The sequence below is a fragment of the Maribellus mangrovi genome (assembly GCF_037646455.1).
Lineage (GTDB): Bacteria > Bacteroidota > Bacteroidia > Bacteroidales > Prolixibacteraceae > Draconibacterium > Draconibacterium mangrovi_A.
In genome coordinates this window covers 1354703-1368163 of record NZ_JBBIXN010000001.1, presented here as the reverse complement: position 1 = coordinate 1368163, position 13461 = coordinate 1354703, and the positions used below count along the sequence as shown (strand labels likewise).

The following is a 13461-nucleotide window of genomic DNA, read 5'->3' as shown; positions in this document are numbered from 1 at the left end:
AGTTCAGGATGACGTTGCGACGAAACTTTGGGCAATCACTTTTGAATAATACAAATAACCTAAAACAATATTAAATCAATGAACAAAAGAGAATTTTTAAAAGGACTTGGCTTAATCACAGCCGGCGGAATAGTGACAAGTGCGCTTAATCCGTTGTCTGCCGCATCGAGTGTCAGCAGTTTTGCTGCTAAAAAGAAAATAGGTCTGCAATTGTATTCGCTTGGTAGTGAACTAACCGATGACGTTCCAGCCGGATTGAAAAAGGTGGCTAAAATTGGTTATGCTACGGCCGAAGCAGCCGGATACCGCGAGCAAAAAATGTATGGTTACGATGTTACCGAATTCAAAAAAGTAGCCGACGACGCCGGACTGAAAGTATCAGGATCGCATGTAAATCCGCCGGTGCGCAAGTACACCAAAGAAAACAAAAGTGAAATTGCCGATTTCTGGAAGGCGACGGTTGAAGATCACGTCAAGCTGGGTGTTTCATCCCTGGTTCAGCCCGGAATGCCACAGGTAGAAAGCCACTATGATGCTGCAATGGTTTGCGAGGTGTTCAATAATGCTGGAGAAATTGCCAAGTCAGCAGGAATTAAATGGGGCTATCACAATCACAGCCATGAGTTTGAGCGTGTTGTAAAACCTGAAGATAATGAGAAACAGCAAAATCGGTGGAGACCAGCAGGCGATGTGATCTACGATCTTTTCCTGAACGGAACTGATCCGGACCTGGTATTCTTCGAAATGGATGTATACTGGACGGTGATGGGACAAAACGATCCGTTGGAATATTTTAAAAAGTACGCGGGCAGGTTCCCGATTTTACACATTAAAGACCGCAAAGTGCTTGGACAGTCAGGCATGATGAATTTCAAGAATATTTTCAGCAAAGCTTACGAAAACGGGCTCGATGAATTTTATGTGGAACTGGAAGGTATTGGAGAAGCGGATAACATGACACAGTTTGAAGGCGTAAAAGCTTGTTTCGACTACCTGAACAAAGCTTCATTTGTAAAATAGAATAAACAAAATATCAAGAAAGTTAAAAGGCTCCGGTCCCACTCAGGGATCGGAGCCTTTATTTTTTTAACCTGCTAATTCTCTATCGGCAATGCATTATTGTAATCTTCTTCGGTGATGAGGTAAGTATAGCGGTATTTTTTATGCCCGAATTCAGTATATTCGTAACTTTCGCCTTCACCATATGCTAAAATATTTCTTTGAACATCCCAACAAGCAGACAATTCAGGTTCCCCACAACTTTGTATGATTATTTTTTCACTATCGAAGATAATATTTACAGAATCAATTAAATACGCTTGAAATAAACTAAAGTCCGGGCCTCCTTCTATATCAATATATTGCGAATTAGTGTAGCTCTCAAAAGCTTTAAGTATTATCTCTTCCTGTTTCTCTTTCTCATGAAATGCTTCAATAACTATATCGTGTTCGGTAATATTCTCAACAATAATTTCGTAGTATGATAATTTTTGACAAGCTGAGAAAGCAAAGAGTATAACAAGAATAATTGTATTTTTCATATTCATATTAATTTAATTCTTGGAAGAGTGTGGACACAATCACTTCGGTTGGATTATTATAGTCTTCTACTAAATGATCGCGCCATGTCCACCAGCAGCCAAATATGGTTGGCACGGCACATTCAAATTGTAACTGTATTTTGGTGGATTTCATAATTGTAATTCGGAATTGAGGTTCATTATTCGTTGTGAAATTAGAAGATTTATTTTATTAAAACAACATTCTGATAATTAGGGGGGCATTTAGAGTTGTTCAAAATAAAAGAATCCGACTTTTTAAAGGAGATAAATACTAAATAGAAAGAGGCTGTCAGATTAATTTCTAACAGCCTCTTTGATATATAAAAATTGGGTTTTTTCTTTTTCCGAATTAGTACCTCGACATCATGGCCGAAATACCACCACCGTTTTTAACGTTTGAAAAGCCGCGGCTCATCAATACCTGCTGGGCATAAGCCGAGCGGGCACCGGTGGCGCAATACACAATAATCTCGCGATCAGTATCCTCACCCAAATCGGCATTGCCCGACATCAGGTCGTCCAGCGGAATATTTACAGCATCGGGGAAAGCACCGCTTCTGAACTCTCCAGGAGTACGCACGTCAACAACAAGGCGTTCCAGTTCTTCGGTACTCACATTGTTATTGGTCTCGGTTTCCTCCATTACTTTCTCGTTGATGCTCTTTTTATCAATTGGCAGAGGAACCATTTCAATATTCTTGAATCCAACGGTCACTGTATGACGTTGCAATGAGGTGTGACCACCTGAAATGTTCTTCACTTCCTTGCAGCCGGCTCCCATCAATATTCGAACAGCCTGGTGACCTTTTTTACCGGTTTCGTCGTAAATCAGCACCGGAACATCTTTTGGGATTCTTTCGAGGTTGGGTTGCAGATTCTCGAGCGGTAAGTGATAGGCACCATTCATGTTGCTTTTCTGGTGGGCGAAAACGTCGCGGATATCCAGAACGATTAACTGTTGTTTTTCCTCGATGTAAGCATCAAGTTCCGAAGCCAGAATACTTGGTCCGTATCCACTCATTTTGTTTTCGGCCGCGTAAGCTGCCATGTTCATGGCATCGTTGGCAGTTCCGATTGGTGGCGAATAGGCAAAGTCGATATCAGCTATCTCGCTTACCGGAAGTTTGGCTGCGCAAGCCGTTGCAATCACATCCAGACGTTTGTCGGCGCCTTTGTATCCTGCAGTCTGACCACCCAAAACAACACCGGTGTTTTTATCGTAAACGAGCATTACACTTACGGTTTCTGCTCCCGGGTAATACGAAGTGTGGTGTTCTTTATGCACCACAACTGCATCGGCATCGATACCGGCAGCGCGGGCTTGTTTGAGTGAAAGTCCTGTAGTTCCGGCAACGGCTTCAAATACACGAACAACTGAAGTTCCAATAGATCCTTTGTAGCTATGATTTCCACCCAATGCGTTTTCAGCGGCAATCCTTCCCTGGCGGTTGGCAGGTCCTGCCAGCGGGATTCGTACTTTTTTATCGTTTACGCGATGTTCAATTTCCACCATATCTCCGGCGGCAAAAATATCGGGATCCGAAGTTTGCAGTTTGTCGTTTACGAGCAAACCGCCGGCTTCGCCAATTTCAAGTCCGGCATCTTTAGCCAGTTGCAGGGTTGGACGAACACCGATTGACAACAACACCATATTGGCATTGATGGTTTTTCCGTTATCCAGTTCAACCATATTGTGGTTAATTTTTGTAACCGCAGTTTCGGTATGAACACCAACGCCGTATGCTTTCAGTTCGCGGGTGATAAACCCAGAGGTTTCAGCTTCCATTATCGACATAACGTGCTGCATTTTCTCCACCACATGCACTTTCAATCCTCTTTTAACCAGCGCTTCCACCATCTCTAGGCCGATAAAACCACCGCCAACAACTACCGCAGTTTGAGGCTCTTTGTTTTTCAGATGGCTGTCAATCTTATCCATGTCCTCTAGTGTCCACAAACTAAAAACATGGTCGGCAACTGCACCCGGAATATCAGGCTGAATCGGGCGACCACCCTGGGCCAAAATAAGTTTGGTGTATTCGAAATTATTTTTTGATCCATCACGGCCATCGATGGTATGAACGATCTTATTCTCACGGTCGATTGAATTTACTAAAGTGTGTGTGTGCACTTTCACCTGGTATTGTTCATCAAAACTCTCAGGGCTTTGCAGAATCAGCTTTGAACGGCTATCGATATCGCCTGCAATGTAGTAGGGTAATCCACAGTTAGCGAACGAAATATCCGGACCGGCTTCCAGCATCGTAATTTCAGCATCGGGCGATAAGCGGCGCGCTTTGGCTGCCGCAGTTGCCCCGGCAGCAACTCCTCCAATGATTAAGATCTTTTCCATTTTTCTATTTTCTGTTTTTAATTTTTCCTTGGTATTTAATAATCCAGATATCTAGATATGTGGCGGCGAAAATAGAGAACATTATTCAAAGGAGCTGCAAAGAAAAGCCAATGTTAAGTTATTGTTTAGTGCCAAAAAACCGATTTTGAATGTGTTTTTGGAGCCGATTAATTTTTTCGATTAAGCATCAGATATGGTAAAAAATACGGATCATCAAATAAAGTTTTTCATTATTTAATATTTGGTTTTGTGTTTGAAAATCAGATTCTTAATTTAGTAGAAAAATGGTTTAGATTTTTGAGTTCAGTACTTTAACTGCGTTCGTAAATAAGTTAATTTCCGCGCAAGGTTTTTCAACATTTGGTGTCGAATAAACATGAGGCTGAAATTAGACAGGAAAAAAGCTGTTAAATTTCAGGAGCTCGCAACAAACATATTTTAACATAAGAATGTTTAGGATACAAAACTTTTAAACTTAAAAAAATCAACTTGCAGTAAATGAACAAATACACATTACTATTATTTGGTCTGTTCTTATTTTGTATTCAGGCTTTTGGTCAGGATTCCCTGTTAACAATAAACATGGCGGTTCAATCGGCCTACGATCGCAACGCCGAGCTACAGCAACTATATGCGCAGCTTAAGCAAAAAGAGAACGCCAGGCGCATGGAGACAGGAATCTCTGCTCCGGAGATCAGCTATTTTAAAGAGGGAATTTCGTCGGGGCCGGGAGATGCTTTTGACGAACAACGAATCACCATTTCACAGGAGATCGATTTTCCGCTCACCACAGCTTACCGAATGAAGGGACTGGCTGAGGAAGTTAAGGCCGTTGAACTTAGGATAAAAGCAAGGGAGAACGAAATTAAGGCGGCAGTGAAAAGCAAGTATGTGGAGGTACTTTATGCACTTCGCCTGCAAAAGTCGCGACAAAATCAGTTAAAACTTTCGCAGGAGCTGTACAACGCCGTGTATACCAAATTTGAAACCGGAATGGGAAACGGGATCGATCTGGCGAATGCCGAATTGCAGCTCGAGCAGTCGAAAAACGATCTCGACCAAACCGAATGGACCTTGCATCAGGCTCGGTACGGCTTGTTTTTTGCCATGGGATTACCTGTTGAAGAACAAAAATACAGCATCCAGTTTTCGGATACGCTGGCAGCCACTGATATTGAAATTTCGCAGATTATGACCCTGGCCGTTCAGGAAAATCAACCTGATTATTTGTCGGCTGAGCATGAGTTAATGGCCACCGACTTTTATATAAAAGAAGCCCGAAGTAATATTCTTCCTGATATCCGGCTGAATTTGTACACCCAGGATTACGGATCAGGCTACGATTACAAGGGTTTTGAAGTAGGGTTAAGAATTCCCATCTGGTATCCTTTGGATCAGCGCGGAAAAATCAACACGGCACTAGCCCGGCAGGAAGAAATTCAGTGGAAGCAACAGGAAATTCGCCTCGATATGAAAAAGCAGATCGAATATGCCTGGCACAACTATTCGGTTAGCCGAAAAATTATTGAACGCTACAACAATACGATGCAGGATAAAGCAGCGCATTTACAGAGCCTTACTTTAAGAGCATATCAACTTGGCGAAGTTGACCTTTTGAACCTGCTAAATGCACAGCGAACTTATTTAATGAGCGAAGAAAGTTATCTGGTGGCGTTGCGCGATTATTACCTGCAACTGATTGCACTGGAAAAATACCTCGATGAAGACCTGGTCTATTAAACACAAACAAATTTAATCTCATGAGAAAAATACTATTACTCCTGGCATTTGTAGGAATTTCAACATTGTTGCTGTCCTGCCATTCTTCCGAAAATCAAGAACAAACAAAACCCGCAGAACAAACAGAGTTGCCACCTTCGCTGAAGGGAGAAAGCGAAAATTCCAACCTGATCCACTTATCAGAAAAAGAACAAAAAGAACTGAGTATAGAGACGCTGAGAGTCAGCAACAATTTTATCGATTATACAGTATCGGCACCGGGAGTGGTTTTTCCGGCACCTAATCATGGGAGCATCATTAGCACTCCAATAAACGGGCAAATTAGCAAAGTGAATAAATTCGAAGGGCAGTGGGTACGAAAAGGTGAAGTGCTTTTCGAGATTCAAAGCCTCGAATTTGGAACACTGGTTTCGGAATACCTCCAGGCTTTTGCCGAAGAGCGTTACCAGACCAACCGATTGAGCCGGATAAAACAACTGGTGGAAGAAACCATTACTTCGACCAGTGAATTGGAGCGGGCAACTGCCGAGTACGATCGGGCGTATGCTTCCGCCCGGGCAAGTTATTCAAAACTCAAGGCAGTTGGTGTTTCCGATCAGGAGATTAAAGCGTTTACTGAAGCGGAAAACATTGATCCTGTGCTCAAAATTTCGGCTCCCATCGATGGAATAATCGAGAAAAACTTTGTTGAACTCGGGCAGTCGGTGAATGCACTCGAAAATTTGTCTAGGGTACTCGATACCCGCGATGTGCTCATCAGAGCTTACCTGTCGCCTGACGATGCACGGATGATTAATGTCGGCGATTCTGTTGACGTCTCGAAACGTGAGAAACAGGAGAATTTACTGGTTGCCACCATTACATCGGTTAATCCCGGTCTGGATGAAAGTAGCCGTTCGGTTATTGCAAATATTTTGGTACCCACAAAAGACGGCTGGCCAAAACCCGGTGAGAATGTACGCTTGTCAATTTCCACATCGTCGAAAAAAGAAATTATTGCTATCCCGGTGAAAGCATTGACATACGATGGAAACGATCCGGTGGTGTTTGTAAAAAAGGCTAATGGTGTTTTTGAAAAACGTTATATCGGAGTTTCCGAAATGAGGGATCAAAATGTTTTTGTCGATCGCGGTTTGGAAAAAGGTGAAGAAGTGGCTGTGTCAAATGTGTTCAGTTTGAAGGCACTTTCGCGCTTTGATATTATCTCTGAAGAATAACCAGGAAAAGAAAACACCATGCTTAAACAGATCATAACATTTAGTGTTCGTCAGAAATTTGTAGCCCTGGCTTTGGTTATTCTCATGGCAGTTGCCGGGTATTTCTCATTGATTCAGTTGCCCATCAACTCGCTGCCCGATGTAACTCCGGTGCAGGTTTTGGTGATTACAAAGGCGGGCCGGTACTCGCCGTACGATGTGGAGAAACTGGTGAGTTATCCCATTGAAACAGCCATGAACGGCTTACCCGATGTGGCCGAAGTCCGCTCGATCTCTCAATTCGGATTATCGGCCGTTACCGTAGAATTCGAGGAGAACACCGATATTTATTTTGCCCGGCAAATGGTGAGCCAGCGTTTGCAATCGATAACCGACGAACTGCCTCCCGATGTTTCCAGTCCGCAACTGGGGCCCATAACAACGGCTTTAGGCGAAATTTATCAGTACGTTGTTCGGGGCGAAAATTATTCGCTTACCGAACTGCGCGAAATCCAGGATTGGCTGATCGCTCCGCAGTTAAAAGTGGTGAAGGGCGTCACCGAGATCAATTCATTTGGTGGATTTGTAAAGCAATACAATGTAGTAGTTCAACCCGGACGAATGCGAATGTTCGATATTGGAATATCAGATGTGATTACCGCGATCTCAGCAAATAACAGTGTTTCTGGAGGAAATTATCTTGAACACAATGGTGAGCAGTTTATCATTCGAGGAGTGGGGCAAATCAATAAAGTCGACGATCTTGAAAATATTGTAATCACCAACATCGACAACAAGCCGGTTTTTATTAAAGATGTGGCTTCGGTTGAAATTGGCACACAAATCAGGCAAGGCGGCGTCACCCAGGACGGTAAAGGTGAAATTGTTACCGGAATTGTAATGATGCTGCGCGGAGGAAATGGCCGAAAAGTAATTGCAGCCATCGAAGAAAAAATTGATAATATCAACCAAAATTTACCTGAAGGGGTCAGCATCGAAAAATTCTACGATCAGTCGGATTTGATCAGCCGCACAACCTCTACCATTTCTACCAACCTGCTGGAAGGTGGTTTCCTGGTGATTGTGGTTTTATTGCTATTGCTCGGCGAAATCTCAGGTGCACTGATCGTTGCCATGGTCATTCCTTTTTCCATGCTTTTTGCGTTTATTGGCATGCGTGAATTCGGACTGGCAGCCAATCTTATGAGTTTGGGTGCCATCGACTTTGGTATGGTGGTCGATGGATCGGTGGTGATGGTGGAAAACATCGTTCACGGACTTCAAAAAGATAAAAGTGCCAATAAAAGTGAGGTCATCCGAAAATCGGCACAACAAGTGGTTCGACCCATATTTTTTGGGGTGCTGATTATTCTGATGGTTTATGTCCCGATTATGACTTTCAGCGGAATGGAGGGAATTTTGTTCCGCCCGATGGCAATTACCGTGGCCGCAGCTGTGTTGGGATCGCTATTGCTGGCACTGATATTTGTTCCGGCAATATCCTCCATCGTTTTCCGAAAAGGAGTGAAAGTGAGAAGGAATTTTCTGATCGACTTTTTGAGGCCGCTTTATAAATCGCAGCTGGCACTGTATATGAACCGAAAGTGGTTTGTTGCAACATGGGCCGGATTGCTCTTCGCAGCTTCAGCATTTTTAATGACACGATTGGGAACAGAATTTATTCCCGAACTGGATGAGGGTTCCATTCTTATCGAGCAGGTCAGGATGCCTTCGGTAACGCTCGACGAATCGATTGAAAATGCCAACTGGCTCGCCGGGAAACTGGTTCAAAATATCCCGGAGATTCAAACCGTGGTGCCGAAAACAGGACGTTCGGATTTGGCCAACGACTGGATGGGAGTACACCAAACCGATGTGTGGGTTATTCTTAAACCGGCAGAAGATTGGCGGGAAGGAATCAGCAAAGAGGATATCATTGCTCAGATCCAACCCTACTTGGAAACAGAACCCGGACTTTCGTACAATTTTACACAACCCATTGCTATGCGTGTTGATGAATTGACCAGTGGGGTAAAATCCGATTTGGCCGTGAAAATTTATGGTGAAGAGCTTGATGTGCTCAGTGCAGTTGGTGAGAATATTTCGAACTTGCTCCCCGAATTGAAAGGAACCGATAACTTTTATGTGGAGCAAACAGTGGGACAACCTTACATTACCATCGAAATTGATCGCGAAGCTGTAGCCTCATTTGGTTTGAATGTAGACGATGTTCAACAGGTAATTGAAGCCGGAATAGGCGGCCAGGAGGTTGGTCAACTTTACGAAGGTCAGCGCCGCTTTGGTATTGCAGTGCGCTATCCGGAAGATATTCGGGACGAATTGCATAAAATTCAGGATGTTCCGGTGCATTTACCCAACGGCGATTATGTGCAGTTAAAACGGGTGGCTAAAATTATTTTACAGGAAGGTCCCCGCGAAATTCAACGCGAAAATGGCTGGCGCCGCTTAATTGTTGGAATCAATATTAAGGACATCGACCTTGGATCTTATGTTTCGAACCTTCAGGAGGAAATTCAGAACAAGGCAAATATACCGGCCGGTTATTTTATCGATTACGGGGGAACATTCGAAAATCAACGTCGTGCAATGCGCCACCTTTTGCTGGTTGTGCCACTCTCCATCTTTATTATTATCGGCTTGCTGTACCTCAATTTCGGTAAGATGAAATATGCCATTCTTATTTTACTGAACCTGCCATTTGCGTTGTCCGGCGGAATTTTTCTATTATGGGTTCGCGGAATGTACCTTTCAGTTTCGGCAAGTATTGGTTTTGTAGCCCTGTTCGGAGTGGCAGTGTTAAACGGTATTGTATTGATCGATCACATAAACGAACTTCGAAAGGAGAAAAAAGGATCGTTGAAAGACCTGATTATTCAAGGTTCTGCCGATCGTCTGCGTCCGGTACTTATGACGGCTTTGGTGGCCAGTCTTGGTTTTATCCCGATGGCTTTTAACACCGGTCCGGGTTCCGAAGTACAGCGTCCGCTGGCCACGGTAGTTATCGGAGGATTGATCACATCAACCTTACTTACTCTAATGGTGCTGCCTATTGTTTATCATTGGATGGAACAGAAAAAAGGAAAGAAAAAGCAATCAATTGAAATTTCTGGTTGATTAAACGTTGATCAAATTAGTTAAAGTTTACTGTGTCAATTATATGCATCTGTCTTTCCAGACAGGAAATACTTTTTCCTATAGCTGAAAAAGTATTCAAAAAAGCCACCGCTGACATGAAAATTGCTAAAATCAAGTTCATTCCGCTAAAAGAAAAGAACTCACCCCGATTTAAGCATCGGGGCTCAAACAGCTTTTCTTTTACAGCGCTACATGATCTTGATTTCTTAACGCATTTTCCTGAAGGCGGGCCTGAGGGAAAGCTTGTGCGGTCTCGTCAAAAATCCGTCAGTCGGGCTAATGTGTTCCATTGAATAAACGCAAAGGTTATTTTTGACAAGATTTTTGGTCCCTTTTGATCGAATGCAAAAGGGGCTGCCTGTCTGGCATTAAGACAAAAGAATGACCGTTCAAAAAAATCAATTTATTAGGAATAAGCTAAATATCAGGAAGCTAACCTAAATGCAACATTATGAAATAAACTATAATTGCTACGATTTACAAGGAGGTTCCCAAATAATGAAAATTAATTCACAATATCGTCCAGCTTAACCTGGTTCTCCATCAGGTCCTGGATGGTAGTGGCTTTCAGGTATTCAATGATCTGGTTGTTCAGTTGTCCCCAGAAACCTTTTGATGCACATCTTCCTTCGCGTTTGCACGAGTAATTGTGCGATAAACAGTCCACGACACAAACGCCGGGTTCAAATGCATTGTGAATATCGTTGATGGTAATTTCAGTAGGTTTTTTGGTGAGAATGTAACCGCTTTTTCGGCCCGCAGCTTTACTTACCAGGCCGGCAACTTTTAGCGCATTCATAATATGGTCGAGGTATTTGTAAGAAATGTTCTGATTTTTGGCAATGTCTTTTTGATAGATGCCATTTTCAGAATCGTTCATAGCTATTTCAAGAATAGCACGAACCCCGTACCTGGTTTTTGTACTGAATTTCACTTGCGGTCAGTTGAATATGCTTTCAAATATAATTAAAAGAAAAAGTAATAAAAACCTCATCATCAACTTTTACGGTCCCCAAAACTTTTCGCGGTGCTTCAATATTAAATGCCGAGAGCTTCACTTCGAGGTTGCCTTTTATAACCATGCCTTTATTTTCGCAATGATCTATTTCACAGGGGATAATATAATCGCGGGTTTCACCGGCAATGGTAATTTCAGTTTTAAGCAAGGTTCCTCCGGTTTCTTCATCAAACTCAGCGGTATCGTACGATTCAAGTTTTATATTGATGAATGGGAAATTACGGGCATCGAGCAGTTGGTAAAAATCTTTGAGCATTAATTTATTGGGGCCTGAAAAATCGTATACGGGAATGTAAATGTTTCTGGTGTGCGGCTCGTATTTTTCCGAAGAATCTGTTTTTTTGATGTTGGGGTTGTGGTTAACAAATTCGAACTTGTTGATGTTCGATGAACCCTGGATTAGCACATAATTGCTGCAATCGTCGGGTTTTTCAGAACTGTTTTCGTCAGCAGAAAGTTGAAAACAAAAAACTAAAAGCAGGAATATTAAACGGTATTTTTTGTGGATATACAATGTTTGATTTTTTTGAAAGAAGATTGTCCGGTTGAATGACCGGACAATCTTGCATTATTCCGGAGTTTAAAACGAAATAGCAGCTTCAATTACTACTCCATTAAACTTGCCCCCATCAATCTCTCCGTGAGCCGGTCCATCATATTTTTGATTAACATAGTCGAGTTTAACCAGAACATTCGGAGTCATAAACCAACCTCCGCCAAAATTGGTACGGTCAACTTTCGATCCGTCGTTGTTATCAACATGGTTGTAACGGGTTCCGATGTAGAAACTTCCCAGGCGGTAAAGTGCTTGTGCCGCAGTTTGTGTAAAATGCTGATCGGCATCGTTTCTTATACCTTTCATGTTTTCGTAGATACCGAAAACTTCCAACCCGTGGAATTTTACGAATAAGTTAGCCATGTAGCTGTTCATTTGCGACTGGCCGCTACCCGGATCCCAACGTCCTGAGCGGAAGTTGTCGCCCTCGCCCTCGGCAGTTTGCATTACGTTGTAGTAACGGGCACCACCGCGGTCGCCGCCCCAAAGGTACGATCCGCTGTGGCCTTCGCCAACGTGGTAACCCGACAAGGTTGCTCTTACTCTTAAATCGTCGGTAATGTTTTTGTCGTAACCTACTTTCCAGTTAAATACCAGGTCTTCAAGAAGGTCGCCGCCACGGCCATAGTTCAAACGTCCGTTGTTGGTTCCTACCAAAGCCAGAAATCCATCTTTACGGAACATCACTTCCATTCCCGGATTGGTGGTGTAGGCATCCATAATCCAGTTTCCAACAAACGGGTTGTTCAAAACACTCGCGTTGGTACTGCGGAAATAATGCGCATCACCATAGTCGGGCATCATAACACCAACTTTAAGCGTAAGGTACTTCATTACGTTATCGGCAGCCGGCAAAAACGGCATGTTGTCGATAAGCAGGTATCCGCCTTCAACCCATGCTTCGTTGTGGTGTCGCGACGACAAGTACGTGTTCATGTGCAACTGAATACCAGGTGCTAAATCGGAGATTATACTAAGGTTGGCAGTTGGTAGATTGAAATTGTGTTTCAGATCAATCAATTCCACATCTGCCTCATGGTCGAGCGCTTGCATTTGTATGGCGAAATCGGCTCCAACTTTTACTTTCAGTTTTTCAAAAGTACTTGGATCCAGTTTGGCCTGTTCGAATTGCTGGCCAAACGATAACATGCTTACAAAAGCAGCAGTAATTACAAGAATAAATCTTTTCATTTTAATAGAATTAGATAATTTACGTTATTACTAAAGCCGAAGAATTCCGGCTCCTTTTTATTATTTCGCAGGTTTTTGCAGAACAATGTCGTAGCTGATCACCACTTCGTCGCCGGTTTTTAGAGCGCCCATCATAGCTGTCGGAGGTTCAATGCCGTAATCGCTCATTTTTACCGGTATTTTACCGTTTAATTTTACTGATGAATCGTTTTCGCCGGCCACAGTGAAAGGCAAGACAACTTCTTTTGATATGCCTGCTATATTCAGCTTCCCTTTAATACTGGCTTTACCATTTTCCGATATGGTAACTTGTTCGGTACTTTTAAATGTAATCTTCGGGTGATCTTTGCCATCGAGTGCTTTGTAGGTTTTGTTGTCCATTATTTTGTTATGGCTCTTCACATTTTCCACTTCGCAAACCACGTTTACATCTGATATTGAAAATGTTTCATTTTCATCGGTTTTAACAACCGCATCACATTCAAATTCCGAAACTTCGATCTCCCAGTCGTGAACTGATGAGGTGCCGGAAATAACCATTTTACTCGCTGCTCCATCTAAACGAAAAGGAACATCTGCGTTGGCAACTAATTGCGCTGATATAATTAAAGCGCTTAAAATCAGGTATCTAAAATTCAATTTTTTCATGATATTTAATTTAACTATTAATCCTATCGGAATAGTAGGAC

Annotated in this window: 10 protein-coding genes; 4 read left to right on the top strand and 6 right to left on the bottom strand. The window is 42.7% G+C overall.

The genetic code is table 11. The features are described 5' to 3' along the window. Positions 1 to 78 precede the first annotated feature (78 nt). Positions 79 to 1020 carry a sugar phosphate isomerase/epimerase family protein gene (locus WFY05_RS05120; RefSeq protein WP_340111657.1) on the top strand — a complete coding sequence of 314 codons (942 nt, stop codon included), beginning with the start codon at positions 79 to 81 and terminating at the stop codon, positions 1018 to 1020. Positions 1021 to 1094: 74 nt separating this feature from the next. On the opposite strand, the gene WFY05_RS05115 is transcribed toward WFY05_RS05120, so the two are convergent. After that, complete coding sequence (locus WFY05_RS05115; RefSeq protein ID WP_340111656.1) at positions 1095 to 1541, bottom strand: hypothetical protein; 447 nt, start codon at positions 1539 to 1541, stop codon at positions 1095 to 1097. A gap of 370 nt (positions 1542 to 1911) precedes the next feature. Further along, positions 1912 to 3915, bottom strand: coding sequence for an FAD-dependent oxidoreductase (locus WFY05_RS05110; protein WP_340111655.1), 2004 nt, complete (start codon positions 3913 to 3915; stop codon positions 1912 to 1914). A gap of 498 nt (positions 3916 to 4413) precedes the next feature. Between WFY05_RS05110 and WFY05_RS05105 the strand changes: the two genes are divergently transcribed. From WFY05_RS05105 to WFY05_RS05095, 3 genes are read left to right on the top strand one after another with little or no spacing between them, the layout of a single operon-like run. Next, positions 4414 to 5655, top strand: coding sequence for a TolC family protein (locus WFY05_RS05105; RefSeq protein WP_340111654.1), 1242 nt, complete (start codon positions 4414 to 4416; stop codon positions 5653 to 5655). 20 nt (positions 5656 to 5675) lie between these two features. Further along, positions 5676 to 6872: an efflux RND transporter periplasmic adaptor subunit gene (locus WFY05_RS05100; RefSeq protein ID WP_340111653.1), complete on the top strand. Its 1197-nt coding sequence runs from the start codon at positions 5676 to 5678 to the stop codon at positions 6870 to 6872. A gap of 18 nt (positions 6873 to 6890) precedes the next feature. Next, positions 6891 to 9986 carry an efflux RND transporter permease subunit gene (locus WFY05_RS05095; RefSeq protein WP_340111652.1) on the top strand — a complete coding sequence of 1032 codons (3096 nt, stop codon included), beginning with the start codon at positions 6891 to 6893 and terminating at the stop codon, positions 9984 to 9986. Between the two features lie 526 nt (positions 9987 to 10512). Here the strand turns inward: WFY05_RS05095 and WFY05_RS05090 are convergent. From WFY05_RS05090 to WFY05_RS05075, 4 genes are all read right to left on the bottom strand, one after another. Beyond that, entirely contained in the window at positions 10513 to 10941 is a 429-nt protein-coding gene (locus tag WFY05_RS05090) for an RrF2 family transcriptional regulator (RefSeq protein WP_340111651.1), read from the bottom strand. 22 nt (positions 10942 to 10963) lie between these two features. After that, positions 10964 to 11539, bottom strand: coding sequence for a YceI family protein (locus WFY05_RS05085; RefSeq protein WP_340111650.1), 576 nt, complete (start codon positions 11537 to 11539; stop codon positions 10964 to 10966). Between the two features lie 66 nt (positions 11540 to 11605). Then, positions 11606 to 12772 carry a porin family protein gene (locus WFY05_RS05080; protein ID WP_340111649.1) on the bottom strand — a complete coding sequence of 389 codons (1167 nt, stop codon included), beginning with the start codon at positions 12770 to 12772 and terminating at the stop codon, positions 11606 to 11608. A 60-nt stretch (positions 12773 to 12832) separates the two neighbouring features. Then, complete coding sequence (locus tag WFY05_RS05075) at positions 12833 to 13420, bottom strand: YceI family protein (protein WP_340111648.1); 588 nt, start codon at positions 13418 to 13420, stop codon at positions 12833 to 12835. Positions 13421 to 13461 lie beyond the last annotated feature (41 nt).